17 protein-coding genes and 4 tRNA genes are annotated in these 21,234 nt (G+C 61.2%); 12 read left to right on the top strand and 9 right to left on the bottom strand.

Translation table 11 applies throughout. The features are described from left to right. The first annotated feature begins 66 nt into the window (after positions 1-66). The 5 genes from H6B15_RS04845 to H6B15_RS04825 all read left to right on the top strand — a co-directional run bounded on the left by H6B15_RS04845 (position 67) and on the right by H6B15_RS04825 (position 3,958). Positions 67-153 (top strand) — tRNA-Leu (locus H6B15_RS04845). A gap of 87 nt (positions 154-240) precedes the next feature. Then, the gene (locus tag H6B15_RS04840) at positions 241-693 is read left to right on the top strand and encodes an 8-oxo-dGTP diphosphatase (RefSeq protein WP_204646667.1); all 453 of its coding nucleotides are present in this window, start codon (positions 241-243) and stop codon (positions 691-693) included. A gap of 268 nt (positions 694-961) precedes the next feature. Next, positions 962-1,621, top strand: coding sequence for an epoxyqueuosine reductase QueH (locus H6B15_RS04835; RefSeq protein ID WP_204646666.1), 660 nt, complete (start codon positions 962-964; stop codon positions 1,619-1,621). Continuing rightward, the gene (locus H6B15_RS04830; protein ID WP_204646665.1) at positions 1,618-2,616 is read left to right on the top strand and encodes a D-2-hydroxyacid dehydrogenase; all 999 of its coding nucleotides are present in this window, start codon (positions 1,618-1,620) and stop codon (positions 2,614-2,616) included. Before H6B15_RS04835 ends, H6B15_RS04830 begins: the two co-directional genes overlap by 4 nt. A 43-nt stretch (positions 2,617-2,659) precedes the next feature. Next, positions 2,660-3,958, top strand: a complete 1,299-nt coding sequence (locus H6B15_RS04825; protein WP_204646664.1) for a putative ABC transporter permease — start codon at positions 2,660-2,662, stop codon at positions 3,956-3,958. A 79-nt stretch (positions 3,959-4,037) separates the two neighbouring features. Here the strand turns inward: H6B15_RS04825 and H6B15_RS04820 are convergent, their stop codons facing one another. From H6B15_RS04820 to H6B15_RS04795, 6 genes are all read right to left on the bottom strand, one after another. Continuing rightward, entirely contained in the window at positions 4,038-4,193 is a 156-nt protein-coding gene (locus H6B15_RS04820; RefSeq protein ID WP_204646662.1) for a DUF1540 domain-containing protein, read from the bottom strand. 125 nt (positions 4,194-4,318) lie between these two features. Continuing rightward, positions 4,319-4,393, bottom strand: a tRNA-Gln gene (locus tag H6B15_RS04815). Positions 4,394-4,468: 75 nt separating this feature from the next. Beyond that, a tRNA-His gene (locus H6B15_RS04810) sits at positions 4,469-4,545 on the bottom strand. Between the two features lie 8 nt (positions 4,546-4,553). Then, positions 4,554-4,627 (bottom strand) — tRNA-Arg (locus H6B15_RS04805). A gap of 92 nt (positions 4,628-4,719) precedes the next feature. Then, a complete protein-coding gene (asnB, locus tag H6B15_RS04800; RefSeq protein WP_204646660.1) occupies positions 4,720-6,606 on the bottom strand; it encodes an asparagine synthase (glutamine-hydrolyzing) in 1,887 nt (628 codons plus the stop codon). A 20-nt stretch (positions 6,607-6,626) separates the two neighbouring features. Further along, positions 6,627-7,862: an ATP-grasp domain-containing protein gene (locus H6B15_RS04795; RefSeq protein ID WP_204646658.1), complete on the bottom strand. Its 1,236-nt coding sequence runs from the start codon at positions 7,860-7,862 to the stop codon at positions 6,627-6,629. A gap of 276 nt (positions 7,863-8,138) precedes the next feature. On the opposite strand from H6B15_RS04795, the gene asnB (H6B15_RS04790) reads away from it, so the two are divergent. Together asnB (H6B15_RS04790) and H6B15_RS04785 are read left to right on the top strand one after the other, a co-directional pair. Next, positions 8,139-9,968, top strand: a complete 1,830-nt coding sequence (gene asnB / locus H6B15_RS04790) for an asparagine synthase (glutamine-hydrolyzing) (RefSeq protein ID WP_204646656.1) — start codon at positions 8,139-8,141, stop codon at positions 9,966-9,968. A 7-nt stretch (positions 9,969-9,975) separates the two neighbouring features. Continuing rightward, the gene (locus H6B15_RS04785) at positions 9,976-11,472 is read left to right on the top strand and encodes a UDP-N-acetylmuramoyl-L-alanyl-D-glutamate--2,6-diaminopimelate ligase (RefSeq protein WP_204646654.1); all 1,497 of its coding nucleotides are present in this window, start codon (positions 9,976-9,978) and stop codon (positions 11,470-11,472) included. 72 nt (positions 11,473-11,544) lie between these two features. Here H6B15_RS04785 and H6B15_RS04780 read toward each other — a convergent pair whose 3' ends face one another. After that, positions 11,545-12,039, bottom strand: a complete 495-nt coding sequence (locus tag H6B15_RS04780; RefSeq protein ID WP_204646652.1) for a hypothetical protein — start codon at positions 12,037-12,039, stop codon at positions 11,545-11,547. Between the two features lie 143 nt (positions 12,040-12,182). On the opposite strand from H6B15_RS04780, the gene H6B15_RS04775 reads away from it, so the two are divergent. Then, positions 12,183-14,519 (top strand): hypothetical protein, encoded by a 2,337-nt coding sequence (locus H6B15_RS04775; protein ID WP_204646650.1) that lies wholly within the window; start codon positions 12,183-12,185, stop codon positions 14,517-14,519. Positions 14,520-14,535: 16 nt separating this feature from the next. Here the strand turns inward: H6B15_RS04775 and H6B15_RS04770 are convergent, their stop codons facing one another. Next, a complete protein-coding gene (locus H6B15_RS04770; RefSeq protein ID WP_204646648.1) occupies positions 14,536-14,676 on the bottom strand; it encodes a hypothetical protein in 141 nt (46 codons plus the stop codon). A 97-nt stretch (positions 14,677-14,773) separates the two neighbouring features. On the opposite strand from H6B15_RS04770, the gene H6B15_RS04765 reads away from it, so the two are divergent. From H6B15_RS04765 to H6B15_RS04750, 4 genes are all read left to right on the top strand, one after another. After that, entirely contained in the window at positions 14,774-16,864 is a 2,091-nt protein-coding gene (locus H6B15_RS04765; RefSeq protein WP_204646647.1) for a glutamine synthetase III, read from the top strand. Between the two features lie 122 nt (positions 16,865-16,986). Continuing rightward, positions 16,987-18,297, top strand: a complete 1,311-nt coding sequence (locus H6B15_RS04760) for a glutamine synthetase family protein (RefSeq protein ID WP_204646645.1) — start codon at positions 16,987-16,989, stop codon at positions 18,295-18,297. Between the two features lie 40 nt (positions 18,298-18,337). Next, on the top strand, positions 18,338-18,928 hold the full coding sequence (locus H6B15_RS04755) for an ANTAR domain-containing response regulator (RefSeq protein ID WP_204646643.1): 591 nt from the start codon (positions 18,338-18,340) through the stop codon (positions 18,926-18,928). A gap of 95 nt (positions 18,929-19,023) precedes the next feature. Beyond that, positions 19,024-20,670, top strand: a complete 1,647-nt coding sequence (locus H6B15_RS04750) for a CTP synthase (protein ID WP_204646641.1) — start codon at positions 19,024-19,026, stop codon at positions 20,668-20,670. A gap of 113 nt (positions 20,671-20,783) precedes the next feature. On the opposite strand, the gene H6B15_RS04745 is transcribed toward H6B15_RS04750, so the two are convergent. Next, positions 20,784-21,101: an L-rhamnose mutarotase gene (locus H6B15_RS04745; protein WP_204646639.1), complete on the bottom strand. Its 318-nt coding sequence runs from the start codon at positions 21,099-21,101 to the stop codon at positions 20,784-20,786. Between the last annotated feature and the right edge of the window lie 133 nt (positions 21,102-21,234).

Below are 21,234 nucleotides of genomic sequence, written 5' to 3'. Positions count from 1 at the left end.
TTGTACGGGGCCAGGCAAAAATTTGCTTGCTTTTCCCGGCGGCATATATTATAATGATGGAGTCATGCCGGTGTGTTGGAATTGGCAGACGAGACGGACTCAAAATCCGTTGGTAGCAATACCGTGTGGGTTCGACCCCCACCACCGGCACCAGAATCCAAACAACAAATGCCATCGGCGTTTTGCCGGTGGCATTTGTCGTATGGGCCCGCTTTTTCATCAAACACGGAAGGAGAAATCATGAACCGACAGGAACCCGCCGTGTTTACCAACATGTGCATGATCTGCGACGGAGCCGGCAACGTGCTGGTGCAGAACCGTCTGGACCCGGACTGGCCGGGAATCACCTTTCCCGGCGGCCATGTGGAGCGGGGCGAATCCTTCACCGATGCGGTCATCCGGGAAGTGCGGGAGGAGACGGGCCTCACCGTCTCTCAGCTGCGGCTGTGCGGCGTCAAGGACTGGATGCAGGAGGACGGCTCCCGCTATCTGGTGCTGCTGTACAAGACCCATACCTTCCGCGGGGAGTTGGTTTCCTCCCCGGAGGGGGATGTCTTCTGGGTGCCCCTGGCCGATCTGCCCCGCCTGTCTCTGGCAGAAGGGATGCAGAACACCCTGCGGGTCTTTTGTGAGGAAACCCTGTCCGAGCAGTTTCTGGACAGGGAGGACGACTGGCGATCCCTCCTGAAATAAAGGGTTCTGATTTCGGGACAAACAAAAACGGCGTGTCGGTCCCTGTTCCGACACGCCGTTCCCGAAAAGAAGAAAAGAGAAAGAGGAGTGGATGAAAAAGTTTGTCTGCTTCCCAGCGGACTGTGAATCCGGGTCCCTGTTCCCGGATGTTCCTTTTGGGAACACTTACAGAATACCCGGAATATGTGACAAAAAAGTGATGGTTCTTTCAAGAAATTACGAAAGAACTTCAAAAACTCTATGAACAAATACAGAAAAGAGAACGCCTATGCCCAACCGCATCAACTATGAGCTGGAAATGGAAAAGACCATCCGCGCCCTGAAGGCCGAAGGCCGCCGCCCCCGGCTGCTGCTCCACGCCTGCTGCGCGCCCTGTTCCAGCGCCACTCTGGAGCGCCTGGCCGATGATTTTCAGGTGACCATCCTGTATTACAACCCCAACATTGCCCCGCCGGCGGAATATCACCGCCGGGCGGATGAGCTGGACCGCTTTGTGCAGGACGCCGGGTACGCCGGGCGAGGCATCACGGTGGTGCGCCTGCCTTATGACCCCCAGGAGTTCTACACCGCCGTGCGCGGGCTGGAGAACGAGCCGGAAAAGGGCGAGCGATGCACCGTGTGTTATCGGCTGCGGCTGGAACAGGCCGCCCGCTACGCCGCCGCCCACGACTTTGAGTGGTTCACCACCACCCTGTCCATCTCCCCCATGAAGGACCCGGTGCGGCTGAACACCATCGGCACCGAGCTGGGGCAGCAATACGGGGTGCGGTACCTGCAAAGCGAGTTCCGCAAAAAGGACGGCTACAAGCGCAGCCTGACCCTGAGCGACGAATATGGATTGTACCGGCAGGATTACTGCGGGTGCATCTTCAGCAAAGAGGAGCGGGAACGCCAGGCGGCGGCCCGCCGGAAGGAGGCAGAACAATGAAACGGATTCTGGTGGCTTTGCCCCTGAACGAGGAACAATGTGACCGGCTGCACCGGGCCGCCCCGGGCACCGAGATGCATATCACCGCCCACCCCACCGAGGAGGACATCCTGTGGGCGGATGTGATCATGGGCAATGTGCCGGTGGAGATCATCCGGAAAAGCGACCACCTGGAATGGTTCCAGAGCAACTTTGCGGGGCCGGACCCCTATCTGGCACCGGGGGTGCTGCCCGAAGGCTGTTTTGTGACCAATGCCACCGGCGCCTACGGCCTGGCCATCAGCGAGTGGATGCTGGGCATGTGGCTGGGGCTGTGCAAGGACCTGTTCTTGTACCGGGACCGGCAGAACCGCTGTGAGTGGGATGCCATCGAACGGCCGGTGCGCAGTGTGGACGGGTGCCGGGTGCTGTGCGTGGGGCTGGGGGACATCGGTTCCAGCTTTGCCCGCCGGGCCCACGCCATGGGGGCCCGGGTGGTGGGGGTACGCCGCCACGCTCCGGACAGCTGGCCCGCCTACTGCGAACGGGTGGTGGGCCAGGCCGATCTGGACGCCGAACTGCCCGAAGCCGACCTGGTGGCCCTGAGCCTGCCCGGCACCGACGAGACGGCCCATCTGTTTGACGCCGCCCGCATTGCCCGGATGAAGCCCGGGTCCATCCTGATCAACGTGGGCCGGGGCACGGCGGTGGACACCGACGCCCTGACCGAAGCCCTGCGCAGCGGGCATCTGTTCGGTGCGGCCCTGGATGTGACCGACCCGGAACCCCTGCCCGCCGACCATCCCCTGTGGAAGCTGCCCAATGTGCTGATCACCCCCCACATTTCCGGGCGGTTCAGCCTGCCCCGCACCCTGGATCTGATCGTGGACATCTTTGCCCACAACCTGGGCCGGTATCTGCGGGGCGAGCCCCTGGACAACCAGATGTCCCGCCTGACCCACTATGTGAGCGAGGACACCGCCGGGCAGCGGCTGCGCTGCGAACCCGACACCTGAGCTTCTTTCCGCCCCTCCCTTTTGAAACCGAGAGGTACTTTTCATGACAATTTTTGGCCTTCTCTGGCTCTTTTTCTGTTATTCCTTCCTCGGCTGGCTGGCCGAAGTGCTCTTCACCGCCATCCGGCAGCGCCGCTACCAGGACCGCGGCGTGCTGGGCGGGCCGTTGTGCCTGATCTACGGTGTGGCGGGCTGCATCATCACCGTCGGTCTGCGGGAACTGGCTATGGACAGCTGGTTCTTCCTCTTCCTGTTCAGCGCGGTCATTGCCACCGCGGTGGAATGGGTCGGCGGGCACATTCTGGAACGGTTCAGCGACGCCCGCTGGTGGGACTATTCCAACCGCAAATTCAACCTGGACGGCTATATCTGCCTGACCGCCTCGGTATTCTGGGGCATTCTGGGCGTGGTGGCCGTCAAGTGGGTGGCACCGCTGCTGCTGAACCTGTTTGCCCTGCTCCCCGCTCTGGCAGGCCAGATCCTGATCTGGGTGCTGCTGGTTCTGCTGGCGCTGGACGGCGTCGGCACAGTTCTGACCCTGGCGGGTATCCGCCACCGGTTCGACCAGGCCCGGGAAGTCCACAACCGTCTGGCCGGTCTGACCCTGAAGCTGGGCATGTGGGTGCTGGGCCGCACCGAGCGCCGCATGACCAAGGCCTATCCCCAGGCCAACTTTGTGCGCCCCAAGCGGGAAAAAAGCACCGTCTTTGCCGAAGGGTGCAGCTTCTACAAGCTGTTCCTGCTCTTTGTCATCGGGGCTTTTCTGGGGGATGTGGCCGAGACCATCTTCTGCCGCATCACCGCCGGGGAATGGATGAGCCGGTCCAGCCTGGTGTGGGGGCCCTTCTCCATCGTGTGGGGGCTGGCCATCGCCATGGTGACCCTGCTGCTCTACCGCTACAAGGACAAGAGCGCCAGCTGGCTGTTTGTGGCCGGCACCCTGCTGGGCGGCGCCTATGAGTATCTGTGCAGCGTCTTTACTGAGATCGTCTTCGGTGCCGTGTTCTGGGATTACAGCAAGATTCCCTTCAACCTGGGCGGACGCATCAACCTGCTGTACTGCTTTTTCTGGGGCTTTGCGGCGGTGGCCTGGTTCAAGGTCTTCTATCCCCCGCTGTCCGCCGGCATCGAGAAGCTTCCCCGCCGGTTGGGCACCGTGCTGACCTGGTGCCTGGTGGTGTTCATGTGCACCAACATGGCGGTGAGCTCGGCGGCGCTGTCCCGCTACACCGCCCGCATCGAGGGCAAACCCGCCGACACCAAACTGGCGGTGTATCTGGACGAACACTTTGACGACGCCCGGATGGAGCGGATTTATCCCAAGTTTGTACACACCGGCTGATTGCCGGGCACACAAAAACGGCCCCTCTGCGAAGATTCTCCTCGCAAAGGGGCCGTTTTGCACCGCCCTGTGGGCTGTGTTACTTCTGTTCGTAGCTCTGGCAGAAGTGCGGGGTATCCACCCCGGATGCGCTGTCGCTGTGGTGGGTGATCTTGATCTGGCTCAGATCACATTTCTGGCAGTCGATGTTGTGGGCGCAGGCGTCCACATCGCAGAAAACACCGCGGTTTTCCATTCGGATTCACCTCCCTTTCGGCGGGCGGCTTGGCGCTGCCCTGCAAGGTAAGTATGCCCCGCTGTCTGCCAAATAAACATCCTCCCAAAAGAAAATCAGCCCCCGCCGTCTGGCGGGGGCTGATTTGGTTGGGCCGGCGAGGTTCGAACTCACGAATGGCGGAGTCAAAGTCCGCTGCCTTACCACTTGGCTACGGCCCAGCAACAGGCGGCCGGAGCCGCCAAAATCCTAAGAAAAAAGACCGCGCAGCTTTTTAAGGACTGTGCGGTCTTTGGTGGGGTGCCTAGAGGGATTCGAACCCTCGGCCTCCAGAGCCACAATCTGGCGCGCTAACCAACTGCGCCATAGGCACCATACATATGCGCCCGAAGGGACTCGAACCCCCGGCCCACTGCTTAGAAGGCAGTTGCTCTATCCAGCTGAGCTACGGGCGCGCATGGTTCTTGACCCCCTTGTACGGGAACAAGCTGCGTTTGTTAATATACCATACGCAACCCCAAAAGTCAAGACCCTGCTGTAAAAAACATCAAACTTTTGCGGAATATACCCCCACCGGCGGCTGGCTGTTCACAAAATACAGCTCATACCACAGAATAAAGGAGTAAATGCTCCAGATTTTGGTCATATTCTTGGCGCGGCCGGCCTTGTGGTCGTCCAGAAGACGGCAGATCTCCTGCACGTTGAAGAACTGCTCCGCCACCGGGCCGGTGAACTTTTCGTGCACCATGTTGTAATATTTGTCCTGCTTCAGCCAGTCGTTCAGCGGCACCGGGAAGCCCAGCTTCTTACGCTGGGCCACGCTTTCGGGCAGCTGCTTGAGCGCCGCGCCCCGCAGGGCAATCTTGGTGTGTTCCTTGTCGCAGCGGTACCGGCGGGGAATGCTCAGGGCCACCTCCAGCATCTCCCGATCCAGGAAGGGCACCCGCAGTTCCAGGGAGTTGGCCATGCTCATGCGGTCGGCCTTGAGCAGGATATCGTAGAGCATCCAGGTGTGCATATCCACCCACTGCAGCTGGGTGGGCTCATCCAGGCCCTGCACCTTGTCGAAATAGGGCTTGAAGAAGGTTTCGGGGGCGGGGTTGCCGTAATTCTTTTTCAGATAGCGGTCCCTCTCCGCCGGGGATTCAAACACATAGTTGGCCCGCATATACCGCTCCCAGGGTTCCCGGCCGCCCCGGACCAGGAAATGCCGGCCCTTGAACTGGGGCATCTTTTCCGCCGTGTGGGAGAGGAAGCGGCGCACCGCCTTCGGCACCTTGCGGCCGTAATCCTCAAAATGGACGGCCTGGCAGTACATGGGATAGCCGCCGAAGAGCTCGTCGGCGCCTTCGCCGGAAAGCACCACCTTGACGTACTTGCGGGCGTTCCGGGCCAGGAAGTACAGCGGCACCTCCGCCGGGTTGGGCATGGGCTCGTCCAGATACCACTGGATCACCCGGTTGGCCTCAAAGAACTGGTCGGCGTCCACCTTGTTGGCGATGCTGGGCACCCCGATTTCCTTGCTGAAGGCCTGGGCGTAGGGCAGCTCGGAGTATTTTTCCTCCGCATAGCCCACCGAGAAGCTCTTCACATGGGGGGTGCCTTTGGCCACCTCGTTGACCACAAAGCTGGAATCCACGCCGGAGGAGAGGAAGCAGCCCACCTCCACGTCGGCGATCTGGTGGGCGGCCACGCTCTCGGCAAAGGTGTCGGTGATCTTCTTTTCCCAGTCGTCCAGGCTCTTGGATTCGTCGATGTGGTAGCGGATGTCGTAGTACCGCTCGATGGTCAGGTTGCCGTCCTGCCAGGTGAACATGTGGGCCCCGGGCAGCTTGAACACATCCACAAACATGGTTTCCTCGTTGGGGATGTATTCGATGCTCAGGTACTCGGGCAGACGCTTTTCGTTGAGCTGCTTCTTAAAGCCCGGATGGGCCAAAAAGCTCTTGATCTCGCTGCCGAAGAGGAACAGCCCATCCACGTTGTAGTAGTAGAAGGGCTTGATGCCGAAGATGTCCCGGGCGCCGAACATGGTCTTGTGGTTGCGGTCCCAGATCACGAAGGTGAACATGCCCCGCAGTCTAGCGGGCAGGTCCTTGCCCCACTGCTCATAGCCGTGGAGCAGCACCTCGGTGTCCGAATGGGTGCGGAAGGTATGGCCTGCGGCTTCCAGGTCGGCGCGCAGGGCCTGGAAGTTGTAGATTTCGCCGTTGAAGATGACCACCAGGCTTTCATCCTCATTGTACATGGGCTGGCGGCCGCCCTCCAGGTCGATGATGGACAGGCGGCGGTGGCCCAGCGCCACCTGGTCGTCCACATAGTACCCTTCCCCGTCGGGGCCGCGGTAGGTGATCAGGTCCGCCATGGCCTTCACGGTGGTCCGGGCGGTCTCGATATCATGTTTGCGTTCGGCAAAGCCGGTGATACCACACATGGATGTTGTCCCCCTCTGTGTCAGTCGGTCAGACCCTTGTTGCCGTAATAGCGGGCGGTCTTGCGGTAGTAGTTCAGCTGGCTGCGCAGGTACCACAGCCCCCGTTTCAGGCTGCGGTCCTCCTTGCAGTAGAGCTGATGGGCACAGCGGCCCTGCTTTTTCAGCCGGGCGGCGGTGGCCAGCAAGGTCTGGTCTTTCAGGTATTTGCGGATGACGCCGTAAGGAGCGATCATCCACAGGCTTTCGCTGTCGGCGATGGTGAAGCCGGTGTCCTTGCCTTCCAGCACGTCCTCCACCAGCCAGCGGGCCAGGTTGTAGCCTGCGGCGGTGACAAAATAGCTGGACCGGCCCTGGCGGGGGTTCATCTCAAAGAGCTTATACTCCCCGGTGCGGGCGTCGAACTTCATATCAAAGTTGGCGTAGCCCACCCAGCCCACATCTTCCAGGAAGGCCCGCATCCGCTCCAGCAGGGCGGGGTCGTTGATTTCCGGCGCAGACAGGATAGCCGCATAGTTGCCGATGCCCTCGGGGGTCTGCTCCTCCAGCAGAGGGCGGCCCAGGGCCATCAGGTGCACCTTGCCGTCCAGGCCGCAGTAGGCGTTGAGCACCCGCATGCAGTTGTCGTCCCCGGGGATGTACTCCTGCAAAATCAGGTCGTCCTGGTAGGAACTGCCGTAGATGGCGGTGGTGATGGCGTCGTACTCCGCCCGGTCATGGGCCAGGAACACCTTCTTCTTGTGGGGGAAGGAGCAGTTCCAGTAGGCCGGGGAGTTGCTGGCCTTGATGATCACCGGAAAGTCGAAGGGAAATTCGGCATTTTTGTAGTTCCGGGCCGTGCAGGTGGCGGTTTTCGGGTAAGAAAGCCCATGTGCGGCACAGGCTTTATAAAAATTGTCTTTTATGTCCAGATCCAACACGGTTTGCAGTTCCGGGCAGGCAAAATGGAAGTAGGGTTCCAGTTCCTGGCGGTGGCGGGCCATGAGGATGGTGTAGCCGTCGGCACAGGAGACCAGCAGCAGCGGGCAGTTTTTATAGTCGTGGGCCTTGGCGTAGTCCACCAGGGTTCGCACGAAAACTTCATCGTTTTCCAGGTCCGGCTCCACCACCGCAATGCGCACCAGCCGGGTGTTGCGGCAGGCCACCAGGACCCCCTTGCAGACGGCATCGCTGACGACCCCGTATTGGGTATAAAAGCTGCGGGCCATGCCGTAGACGTTGGCGTCGCTGCCCAACAGCACAGGTTGAAATTTCAGCATACAAAAGCCTCTTTGTTCATACAGATGGTATATTCCTGATCATTGTACGTCCAAAGCGGTGCCCTTGTCAATCGTCTGCACCGCTCGGCACGCCCGGAACACACCGGCCGTCCCCCTCACAGTATGCGCTGCATCGATCAAAGGTATCACCGTCCCCCCTGGTTTCCCCACTACTTTTACATTCTTTTGGGGTGTTCAGGCTTTTCTTTTTGGGGGCATGTGTGTATAATATAGGATATCGAAAATCAACCGGCACCCTAAGGAAAGGGAAAGTATATGTGCGGAATCGTTGGATTTGTGGGCGCGCGGGATGACGCGCGCGAAGTTTTGCAGGCCATGATGGACCTGATCGCCCATCGCGGCCCGGACGGCCAGGGCCAGTTTCTGGAAGGACCGGTGGCCCTGGGTCAGCGGCGGCTTTCCATCATCGACCTGGAGGGCGGACGCCAGCCCATGTACAATGAGGACGAAAACCTGGTGGTGGTCTTCAACGGCGAGATCTACAACTTCCAGTCCCTGGCCGAGGAGCTGCGCGCCGCCGGCCACACCTTTGCCACCCGGTCGGACACCGAGGTGCTGCTCCACGGCTACGAGCAGTGGGGCAAGGGTATGCTGGACCGGCTGCGGGGCATGTTCACCTTCGCCATCTGGGACCGGCGGGAAAACACCCTGCTGCTGGCCCGGGACCATTTCGGCATCAAGCCGCTGTATTACTATCAGAATGAGGAGGGCGAACTGCTCTTCGGCAGCGAGATCAAGAGCTTTCTGGGGCATCCGGGCTTCCACAAGGAGCTCAACGAGGACCAGCTCTCCCTGTACCTGTCCTACCAGTTTTCCCCCGGGGAAAACACCTTCTTCAAGGGGGTCAAGAAGCTGATGCCCGCCCACTGGCTGGAATGGAAGGATGGCCAGGCGACGGTACAGCGGTACTGGCGCCCCGAATTCAAGCCCGACGACGCCCCCAGCCTGCAGGAGTGGGAGAAGGCCATCAGCGATACCATGCAGGAGAGCGTGACCGCCCACAAGATTGCCGATGTGGAGGTGGGCAGCTTCCTTTCCTCCGGCGTGGATTCCAGCTATATGGCCGCTCTGGCCAAGGTGGATAAGACCTTCACCGTGGGGTTTGCCAACAAACAGTACGACGAGACCGACTATGCCACCGAGTTTTCCAAGCATATCGGGGTCAAGAACTACGCCTACCGCATCACCCCTGAGGAGTACTGGGCCAATCTGGGCCGCATCCAGTACCACATGGATGAGCCTCTGGCCGACGCCGCCAGCGTGGCCCTCTACTTTGTCAACCGGGAAGCCGCCAAGCAGGTCAAGGTCTGCCTGTCCGGCGAGGGCGCGGACGAATTCTTCGGCGGGTACAACATTTATAAAGAGCCCTTCACCGTGAGCTGGTACGACCATCTGCCCCTGTGGCTGCGCCGCAGCGTGGGCGCGGTGGCCAACCTGCTGCCCCCGGTGCCGGGCATCAACTTCCTGGTGCGCCGGGGCCGCCCGCTGGAGGAGCGGTATATCGGCAACACCAACCTGATGGGCGAGCGCCGCAAGCGCAAACTGATGAAGCACTACACCGGCAACTGCAAGCCCACCGACATTTCCCGGCCCTTCTTTGAGATGACCAAGGGCCAGGACCCGGTGACCCGGATGGAATACTGTGACCTGAACCTGTGGATGGTGGGGGATATTCTGCTCAAGGCCGACAAGATGAGCATGGCCAACTCCCTGGAACTGCGGGTGCCTTTCCTGGACCGGAAGGTCTTTGAACTGGCCTGCCGCATTCCCACCAAGTGCAAGGTCAACGCCCAGCAGACCAAGATTGCCATGCGGGGCGCCGCCGAGATGACCATTCCGGCCAAGACGGCGGACAAGAAGAAGCTGGGCTTCCCGGTGCCGGTGCGGGCCTGGCTGCGGGAGGAAAAATACGCCGCCATTCTGCGGGATGCCTTTGCCACCCCCGCGGCGGAAAAGTTCTTCAACACCAAGGAATTGAACCGCATGCTGGACCAGCATGTCAGCGGCAAGCGGGACAACTGGCGCCAGCTGTGGTGTGTGTTTATCTTCCTGGTATGGTACGACGAATATTTTGTGAAGAGGTGAAAGACCGATGCTGCTGAAACAACTGCTGAAAGGACTGCGCTACACCCAGGTGCAGGGCACCCTCAATGTCGAGGTAGCCGACATCTTTTATGATTCGCGCAAGGTGACGCCCGGCGGCCTGTTTGTGTGCATTGTGGGCACCCAGCGGGACAGCCACGACTATGCCGCCGATGTGGCGGCCAAGGGCGCCGCGGTGCTGGTGATCCAGCATGATCTGGCCGAAGGCGTGCTGGAAAGCATGCCCGACGTGACCGTGCTGAAGTTTGAAAACACCCGCTACGCCATGGCCATGCTGTCCGCCGCCTACTTCGGCCATCCCGCCGACGAGATGACCATGGTGGGGGTGACCGGCACCAAGGGCAAGACCACCACCACCCACATGATCCGGGCGGTGCTGACCGCCGCCGGGCACAAGACCGGCATGGTGGGCACCAACGGGGTGTACTATCCCGGGCACCACTACGACCTGAACAACACCACCCCCGAAAGCTACGAGCTGCAGAAGATCCTGCGCCAGCTGGCCGACGCCGGCTGCGACGCCTGTGTGATGGAGGTGTCCAGCCAGGGCCTGATGATGGACCGGGTGGCGGGCATCCACTACCGGGTGGGGGTGTTCACCAACCTGTACCCCGACCACATCGGCCCCGGGGAGCATTCCAGCTTTGAGGAATACCGCAGCTGGAAGGGTCAGCTGTTTAAGCGGTGCGACATCGGGGTGGTGAACGCCGACGACGAGAACACCGAAGCCCTGCTGGAAGGCCACACCTGCGAGCTGATCACCTACGGCATCGACAAGCCGGCGGATTACCGCGCGGACAAGGACTACCGCCTGCTGCGCAGCAAGACCATGCTGGGGGTGGAGTTCACCCTCACCGAGCCGGACGGCCACACCCTGGATGTGCAGGTGGGCATGCCGGGCCGGTTCAGCATCTACAACGCCCTGGCCACCATCGGGGTGGGCAAGGCCCTGGGCCTGCCCGACGAGCCCATCCACCAGGGGCTGCGGGACACGGTGGTGAAAGGCCGGGTGGAGCTGGTGCCCATCAGCCACCATTTCACCATCCTCATCGACTACGCCCACAACGAGGCCGCCACCGAAAGCCTGATGGAGACCCTGAAAGCCTACCAGCCCCACCGGATGGTGGTGGTGTTCGGCTGCGGCGGCAACCGCAGCAAGCTGCGGCGGTACGGCATGGGGGAAGTCTGCTCCAAAATGGCCGACTTCATGATCCTCACCGAGGACAACAACCGGTTTGAGAAGGTGGAGGACATCATCGCCGACATCAAGGAGGGCATTGCCAAGGGCAACCCCGACACCCCCTATGTGGAGATTCCCGACCGGCTGGACGCCCTGCACTACGCCATCGACCACGCCCAGGAAGGCGACCTGATCGCGGTCATCGGCAAGGGCCACGAGGCCTACCGGGATCGGGAGGGCGTCAAGACCCCCTTCCTGGAGCGGGAACTGATTGAGGAATATGCCGCCGAAAAAGGCATCGAGTAACCCTGTACACAAAATAAACCGGCGCGGAGAAGGCAAAGCCGCTTTCTCCGCGCCGGTTTTTGTATTCAGCTGTCAGCCCCGGGTCTGCTCCCAGTATTCCCCCATGCTGGCCCCCTTTTGGCCGGTGACTTCGTCGGTGAGGTAGGTTTCCAGCCCGGCATCCGCCGGGGTCCAGGTGCGGGCGGTGGCTTCGTCGGGGTATTCCACCTCGGCGTACATGAAGTGCCCCGGCTGTCCCGGGTCCACATCGTTCACTTCCAGGTGCAGCCCGCCGGGCAGGGCGTAGGTGCGCCGCTCCTTGGCGATGAGGGGCTTGCCGATAAGGGCCTCCAACTGTGCAAACAGGTCGGGGGTGATCTCGGTTTCGATCTCCTGGCGGCTCATGCCGGTGGGGTCGGGGGCTCCCTTGAAGCAGAGCACCAGCGCCGTGGGGCCGCCCTGCAGCGCTTCCCGCCGGATGCGCACGGTGGGCCGCACGCTGATATAGCCCTGGTCCATGCGGTGCACCTGCACCGGTTCCAGGCTGCGGGGCCAATCCGTTACCATCCATTTGCGTTCAATTTCCATAGGTGCCCTTCCCCTTTTTGTGAAATTCCGCGGCACGGCCGCCGGGAACAGTATACCACGCTTGCGCCGGTCCCGGCAAGCGGGTATAATGATAGAAAGCTGCGGCATGCCGCAAAAACGAATTCAAGAAAAGAGAGTTTTTCATGCAGCATCTCAAACACTTCTGTACCAGAAAGAATCTGTGGTTCCTTGTGTTGGTGGCCGCAGAAGTGATCTTTCTGCTGGCCCGGTTCGCCTCGGATTACGGCGCCGGGACAAGGTTGGATGTGACCCCCGACCTGATCATTCCCTACACCGACCAGGCGGTCAACGACGACCGCGGCACCCAGGTGGAGAATTACGTGGGTCAGTTTGCCACCACCCGCTGGCTGAACCTGGAAGCAGGCAGCTACCAGGTGGTAGTAACCTACGCCAACAACGGCAACACCGGCACGGTGCGTTTTCTGGATGAGGTCATGCCCACCGCCCAGTATGACGTGGCCAGCCTGCCTCCGGGACGCAGCAGTTCCACCTTTACCCTGTGGATGGAACATCCCTGTGATGTGGTGCAGCTGCAATTCTATTCAGACTGCGGGGAAGACCAGGTCACCTTCATCACCGATGTCCAGATCATTCCCACCCACTCCTTTGCCTATGTGCATTTTCTCACCGTATTGGCGCTGTTTGCGGCCATCGACTGGTTGATTCTGGTGCTGACCCGCCGGGTGGCGCTGCCCTGGCGCACCGTGAAGGCCCGGTACAGCGCCCTGGCCGTCGTGGTGCTGGTGGCGGTGGCCTGCCTGCCCCTGGGGCTGGATTACATCATCTACGGCCACGATCTGACGGTGCACCTGACCCGCATTGAAGGGCTGAAAGCCGGTCTGCTGGCCGGACAGTTCCCGGTGCGGATGAATCCCGACATTGTCAGCGGCAAGGGGTATCCCTTCAGCCTGATGTACGCCGACCTGCTGCTCTATCCCGCCGCAATTCTGCGCATCCTGGGGTTCAGCCTGCAGACGGTGTACAAGCTGTACCTGGCCGGCATCACCCTGGCCACCGCCCTGATCACCCGGTATGTGCTGCGCCGCATCTTCAACAATGAGATGGTGGCGCTGGCCGGCACGGCCCTGTATCTGCTGGCTCCCTACCGGCTGACCAATGTGTACGTCCGCGCCTCGGTGGGGGAATATTCCGCCATGTTGTTTCTGCCGCTGGTGGTGTACGGGCTCTGGCTCATCTATCGCCAGGACCCCGGCGAAAAGCCCCGTCCCTGGTGCTGGCTGCCCCTGGCCCTGGGCTTTACCGGGCTGCTTCAGACCCATCTGCTTACCAGCGTGATGACCGGGTTCCTCACCGCCGTGTTCTGTCTGGTCTATGCCCGGCGCACCTTCCGCCGGCCCGTTCTGCTCAGCCTGTGCAAGGCGGCACTGGTGGCGGTGGTGTGGAACCTCTGGTTCCTGGTACCCCTGGCCCAGTATATGATCCAGGGCGTCTGCCACATTTCCGGCCGGTACGACGCCGCCAACCTGCAGGACTCCACCGTCATGCTGGGGCAGATGTTCATGCTCTTCGGCAAGGGTACCGGCACCGCCCAATCCATCAAACTGGGCATGGAGGACGAAATGCCCCTGGCCCTGGGCACCACCCTGGGGCTGGGCGCGCTGGCTCTGATAGCTGCCATGCTGGATCCCGCCGTGCGGAAATCCGACCGCAAGGCCACCCGCATCAGCCTGTGGGCCCTGGGCTTCGGCGCCCTGTGCGTCTGGATGGCCAGCGACCTCTTCCCCTGGTATGGTGTGTATCTGAGCGACAACCCGCTGGTCAAGGCCTTCTCCTCCCTGCTGGGCAAGCTGCAGTTCTCCTGGCGGTTCCTGAGCCCGGCCAGCTTCCTGCTCACCGTCTGCACCGCCGGCGCCCTGGCCCTGCTGTGGCATAAACGCCGGGATCTGGCCCGACAGACCGCCCTGGTGCTGGTGCTGCTGACCCTGATTCCCGCCGGATACCTGATGTACGACACCTGCGACAAGAGCGCCGTGGTCCATTACATCAGCCTGGGCTCCATGGGGGTGAGCAGTCCTCTGAAGGAATCCCAGCTGGCCGGGGGCGAATATCTGCCCTATGACCTGTCGGACAAACTGTCTTCCGCCCAGTTCAACGACACCAACTTCTATTTTGAGGAGGGGGTGGAAGCGGAATCCTACGCCCGCGGGCAGCTGAGCGTGACCTTCACCGCCACCAACACCAACGATGCCCAGTCCACCGTGGTGGTGCCTCTGTTCGCCTATCCGGGCTATGAGCTCACCGACACCGCCGGCACCGCCCGGCTCAGCCGTCAGGACGGCTACCTGATCGTGCTGCTGCCCGCCGGATACAGCGGCACCATTACCCTGCGCTTTACCGGGTTCTGGTTCTGGCATGTGTTTGATCTGGTCAGCCTGGCCGGCGTTGCGGCCACCGTAGTGCTGTGGCGCCGCCACCGCCGTCAGCTTGCCGCAAGGTGACACGTTGCCGGGCGTTTCATACAAGAAAATTTTTCTTGTTTTGTGCTGTTTCACAAAGGTTCTGACCAAAACGTGCGTTTTCCACCGTGCGGGCGGTTTCCGATTTGTTCAAACCGCCAGTTGCATTTTGCCCGGTGGACTCGTATAATAATTGCATACAGCAAGGGCGCTGCGAAGGACATTCGCAGCGCTTTTTTTCATGCTTTTGTCCCGGGGTGGGGCAACAATCTGCATGGTAAAGGAGTTAGAGAAGTATGGCAGCAACCGTTATGGAAATTTACGGCAGCAAAGTCTTCAACGAACATGAGATGCGTGAGCGTCTGCCCAGCTCGACTTATAAGAGCCTGAAGGCCACCATTGAAAAGGGCCAGCCGCTGGACCTGGATGTGGCCAATGTTGTGGCCAGCGTGATGAAGCGCTGGGCCATTGAACAGGGCGCCACCCATTACACCCACTGGTTCCAGCCCCTGACCGGCATCACCAGTGAGAAGCACGACGGCTTTGTCAGCCCCCAGCCGGACGGCACCGCCATCATGGAATTTTCCGGCAAGGAGCTCATCAAGGGCGAGCCGGACGCTTCCTCCTTCCCTTCCGGCGGCCTGCGCGCCACCGCCGAAGCCCGCGGCTACACCGCCTGGGATCCCACCAGCTACGCTTTCGTGAAGGATGACGTGCTGTGCATTCCCACCGCGTTCTGCTCTTACACCGGCGAGGCTCTGGACAAGAAGACCCCGCTGCTGCGCTCCATGCAGGCCATCTCCGACCAGGCCTGCCGCGTGCTGAAGCTGTTCGGCAAGGATGTGGACCGCGTGGCCACCACCGTCGGCCCGGAACAGGAATACTTCCTGATCCGCAAGGAAGACTATGACAAGCGCCTTGACCTGGTGCTGACCGGCCGCACCCTGTTCGGTTCCGCTCCCTCCAAGGGCCAAGAACTGGAAGAGCATTACTTCGGCGTGATCCGCCCGGTGGTGTCCGAGTTCATGAAGGAACTGGACGAAGAACTGTGGAAGCTGGGCATTCCCGCCAAGACCAAGCACAACGAGGTGGCCCCCGCTCAGCATGAGCTGGCCCCCATCTACGATACCACCAACGTGGCCATCGACCACAACCTGCTGACCATGGAGATGATGAAGAAGATCGCCTCCAAGCACGGTCTGGTCTGCCTGCTGCACGAAAAGCCCTTCGAAGGCGTGAACGGCAGCGGCAAGCACAACAACTGGTCTCTGGGCACCAAGGACGAAAACCTGCTGGATCCCGGCGACACCCCCATGGAAAACCTGCAGTTCATGGTCTTCCTGGCGGCCGTGGTCAAGGCGGTTGACGAATACGCCGACCTGCTGCGCACCGCTGTGGCGACCCCCGGCAACGATCATCGTCTGGGCGCCAACGAGGCCCCGCCGGCCATCATCTCCATCTTCGTGGGCGAAGAGCTGGAAGCCGTCATCGACGCCATCTGCTCCGATTCTCCCTACGCCGGCCCCGTCAAGATGAAGATGGACCTGGGCGTGGATGTCCTGCCCAAGTTCAGCAAGGACACCACCGACCGCAACCGTACCTCTCCCTTCGCCTTCACCGGCAACAAGTTTGAGTTCCGTATGCCCGGTTCCGCCGAGAACCTGTCCGACGCCAACTTCATTCTGAACACCGCCGTGGCCAAGGCTCTGAAGGATTTCTGCGCTGCCACCGAGGGCGCCGGCGACTTTGAGTGCGCCGCCGCTGCCTGGGTCAAGCAGACGCTGAACGATCATCGCCGGGTCATCTTCAACGGCAACGGTTATTCCGCCGCCTGGGAAGAAGAGGCCGAGCGCCGTGGCCTGCCCAACCGCAAGTGCACCCCCGACGCCATGGTCGCCCTGAAGGATCCCAAGAACATCGAACTGATGGAAGAGTTCGGCGTTCTGACCAAGACCGAAATGCTCTCCCGCTACGAAGTGGAGATGGAGCATTACAGCAAGGTCATCAACATCGAAGCCCGCACCATGCTGAAGATTGCCAACAAGCAGCTGATTCCCGCCGCCACCAGCTATATGGGCGATGTGGCCGGCACCGCTGCCGCCAAGACCTCTGTGTCTGATGCGATCTCCGTCCATGCCGAGACCAAGCTGCTGACCGAGCTGTCCAAGTATACCGACGAAATGTCCGATGCGGCTGACGCCCTGAAGGCTGTGACCGATGAGGTCAGCGCCATGGACGACGAAGCTGCCAAGGCCCATGCGTTCCACGACAAGGTTCTGCCTGCCATGGCGCGCCTGCGTGCCGCCGCCGATGTGGCGGAAGAGCTGTGCGACGAAGAGTACTGGCCGCTGCCTTGCTACAGCCGCCTGCTGTTCTACACCGAATAATCGGGCCACCGCTGAATTATTTTTGCGTTTCCCTTTCCTAATTTCTTACACCAGCTCGAAAGGCCCGCCCCCTCGGCGGGCCTTTCGAGTTTAGGGGCAAGCCCCACCCGGAGGTATTTTGTATGAAACACACCGCGCAGGACATCCTGAACTATGTGGAGGACAACGACGTCAAGTTTGTCCGCCTGGCATTCTGCGATATATTCGGCAATCAGAAAAACATCTCGGTCTATTCCAGTGAGCTGCCCCGGGTGTTTGAATACGGCATCTGCTTTGACGGCAGTTCCATCGCCGGGTTCATGAACACCGAGGAGAGCGACCTGATCCTGTGGCCCGACCCGGACACCATGACCATCCTGCCCTGGCGCCCCGCCGAAGGCAGGGTCATGCGCATGTACTGCGACATCACCCTGCCCGACGGCAAACCCTTTGAGGGCAACTGCCGGGGGTATCTGCAGTCGGTGGTGGACCGGTTCCAGGCAAGGGGACTTTCCTGCACCGTGGGCTGCGAGTGCGAGTTCTATCTCTTTGAGACCGACGAGCACGGCAATCCCACCCGCATCCCCATGGACCACGGCGGCTACTTTGACATGGCGCCCCTGGACAAAGGGGAGAACATCCGCCGGGAAATCTGCTTTGCCATGGAGGATATGGGCCTGCAGCCCCAGCACAGCCACCACGAAAGCGGCCACGGCCAGAATGAGATCGACTTTCTGTACAGCGCGCCCCTGCGCACCGCCGACAACGTGAACACCCTGAAAAGCACCATCAAGGCCATTGCAGGCAGCAACGGCCTGTTTGCCTCCTTCATGCCCAAGCCCCTGGCCGACCAGGCCGGCAGCGGCATGCATGTGAATCTTTCCCTGATCCGGGACGGCAAGAACCTGTTTGCCGGGGACATTGCCCCGGACAGCGAAGCCGGGCATTTCATTGCCGGGCTGCTGGCCCATGCCCGGGAGCTGACCGCCTTCTGCAACCCGGTGCCCAACAGCTACAAGCGGTTCGGCTCCTGCGAAGCACCCCAGTACATCAGCTGGAGCCGCCAGAACCGCAGCCAGCTGGTGCGTCTGCCTTCGGCCAGCGGGGAATTCTGCCGCCTGGAGCTGCGCAGCCCCGACCCCGCCTGCAACCCCTATCTGGTCATCGGGCTGATCCTGGCCGCCGGCCTGGACGGCATCGAGCGCAAACTGCCCCTGCCCGCCCCGGTGAACCGCAACCTGTTCCACAAGGAGGCGGCTTCCGGGCTGGAAAGCCTGCCCCATACCCTGCGGGAAGCCATCACGGTGGCAGCCCAGAGCGAGTTTATCGCCAAGGAACTGCCCTTAGCCGTGATGAACAAGTACTTTGAATACCAGACCCAGCTTTGCATTGCCAGCGAGACCGCCCACGACCCCGCCGCCTGGGAACGGGAACACTGCTTCCTGATCCTGTGACGCGGCGCCGCACGCAATCGCAGGAAAGGAGGGAAAGGCATTGGGTCTGGCATTGATCGCATCGGCCGGTACTAACGCCAATGAATACCTGGCCCGGCATGCCGCCGAACTGGGGTACACGAGGCCGGTCATTGTGGCCAGCGGCGGTGAGGCCCGCCGCCGCCTGACCGATAAAGATTTTGAGGTGGTCATCATCAACGCGCCGCTGCCGGACGAGTTCGGCCACGAACTGGCCCTGCACGCCGTGGAAAAGAGCCACGCGGGCGTGTTGTTCCTGGTCAAAAGCGGCAACGCCGAACAGATCGGCGCCAAGCTGCAGGAGCGGGGCGTGCTGGCGCTGGGCAAGCCCTTCTCGGCGGCCCAGTTCCGCCAGGCCATGCAGATGGCCGCCAGCTGTTACCGCCGCCTGGACATTCTGCGGGCGGAAAACGACCGTCTGGCAGACAAAATCGCCCAGCTGCGGCTGGTGGACCGGGCCAAGTGTTTCCTGATCGAACACAAGGGATACACCGAGGCCGACGCCCACCGGCTGATTGAAAAGCGAGCCATGGACACCCGCCGCAGCCGCGGCGATGTGGCCCGGGAGATTCTGGAGGAAAACGAACCTGGAACCGAGGGCCAAATTTTGTGATTTCTGCGCATTTTAGGGTCTATACCTTGCCAAACCGGGTCAAGACCGTGTATAATATCCGTATGTGTGTTTTTACTTGATGTGGAGGATGTACAATGGCTACGAAATACGTATTCGTCACCGGCGGCGTGGTCTCCGGCCTGGGCAAGGGCATCACGGCGGCCAGCCTCGGGCGTCTGCTCAAGACCCGCGGTCTGAAGGTAGCTTCCCAGAAGCTGGACCCGTATATCAATGTGGACCCCGGCACTATGAGCCCGCTGCAGCACGGCGAGGTCTTTGTGACCGACGACGGCACCGAGACCGACCTGGACCTGGGCCACTATGAGCGGTTTACCGACGAAAACCTGAACAAATATTCCAACCTGACCACCGGCAAGGTGTACTGGAACGTGCTGCACAAGGAACGCCAGGGTGCATACCTGGGCCAGACCGTGCAGATCATCCCTCACATCACCAACGAGATCAAGAGCTACATCTACAATCTGGCCAAGAGCACCGAGGCGGATGTGGTCATCACCGAGATCGGCGGCACCACCGGCGACATCGAGAGCCAGCCGTTCCTGGAGGCCATCCGCCAGGTGGGTCTGGAGCAGGGCCTGGAAAACTGCTGCTACATCCACGTGGTGCTGGTGCCTTACATTTCCGGTTCCAATGAATACAAGTCCAAGCCCGCCCAGCATTCCTGCAAGGAACTGCAGGGCATGGGCATCATCCCCAACGTCATCGTGCTGCGCGCCGACGGCAGCGTTGGTTCGGACATCAAGCGCAAGATCAGCATGTTCTGCAACGTGCGCCCCGACTGCGTCATTGAGAACCTGACCATGCCCAGCCTGTACGAGTGCCCCCTGATGCTGGAAGCGGCCGGTCTGACCAACGTGGTGGCCCGCCAGCTGCATCTGGACACCCCGCCGTCTGATCTGACCGAGTGGAAGGAACTGATCTCCCGCATTGCCACCCGCAGCCGCAACTGCACCATCGCGTTGGTGGGCAAGTACGTCAAGCTGCACGACGCCTACCTGAGCGTGATGGAAAGCCTGTACCATGCGGGCTTTGAGAACGAAAGCAAGGTGGACATCCGCTGGGTGGACAGCGAACTGCTGGTGGACCAGGAGCGCTGCGCCGAGGAACTGGCCGACGTGGACGGCATCATCCTGCCCGGCGGCTTCGGCGACCGCGGCATCGAAGGCATGATTCAGGCCGCCCAGTTTGCCCGGGAACAGCATATCCCCTACTTCGGCATCTGCCTGGGCATGCAGATCATGGTCATGGAGTTTGCCCGCAACGTGCTGGGCTACGCCGACGCCAACTCCAGCGAGTTCACCCCCGACGGCGCCCACAACGTCATTGCGCTGATGCCGGACCAGCAGGGCAACATTCCCAAGGGCGGCACCATGCGTCTGGGCAAGTATCCCTGCGTGGTGACCGAAGGCACCCACATGTATGCCGCTTACGGCAAGCATGAGATCGACGAGCGCCACCGTCATCGCTACGAGTTCAACAACGATTACCGCGAAGCCATGCAGGAAAAGGGCCTGGTCATCGCCGGTACCAGCCCCGACGGCCGCCTGGTGGAGGCCGTGGAGCTGCCGGATCGGGACTTCCACATCGGTGTGCAGTTCCACCCCGAGTTCAAGAGCCGTCCCAACCGCGCCCATCCCCTGTTCAAGAGCTTCATTGCCGCTTCGCTGAAGAACCAGCAGGAGCGCAACCAGCGGGAACACAGCCAGATGGTGCACAACTAAACCGCAAGGCGGGTACCCACAACGGGCACCCGCCTTTTTTCAACGATTTTCAGCTTCTTTGTGGAAAAATCCCCCGTCTGCAGCACAGGCGGGGGATTTTTTGCCTTTGGGAATCAATCCAGGCGGAACACCTGTTCCAGCTTGGGCTGGGCGCCGGTTTCAGGGTCCATTTCCAGTTCCAGCACATCCTTCATGTACTCGTTCCAGCGGTCCACCACCGGGCTTTCGGCCTGGACCTTCTCGGCGTAGGCAACGCCCTTCTCGCACTCATAGTAGCCGAAGAGCTCGTCGTTGACGTAGAAAATGCTGTAATTGCAGATACCTGCCTTTTTCAGCACCTCCACCATCTCGGGCCAGATCTCGGCGTGGCGCCGCTTGTACTCTTCCTTGCAGCCGGGCTTGACCCGACCTTTCCATGCCATATGTTCCATACAACACATCTCCTTTGTTGTTTATTGAACCCAATGTATCAGCGCCGACCGGCGCCGCCGCCGCGGAAAGACCCGCCGCCTGCCCGGAAGGACCCGCCCCCCGAACGACCGGCACCGCCGCCGCGGAAAGCCC

The sequence above is a fragment of the Gemmiger formicilis genome, from assembly GCF_016900095.1.
In the GTDB taxonomy this organism is placed as follows: domain Bacteria; phylum Bacillota; class Clostridia; order Oscillospirales; family Ruminococcaceae; genus Gemmiger; species Gemmiger formicilis_A.
This window is presented reverse-complemented; position numbering and strand designations above follow the sequence as displayed.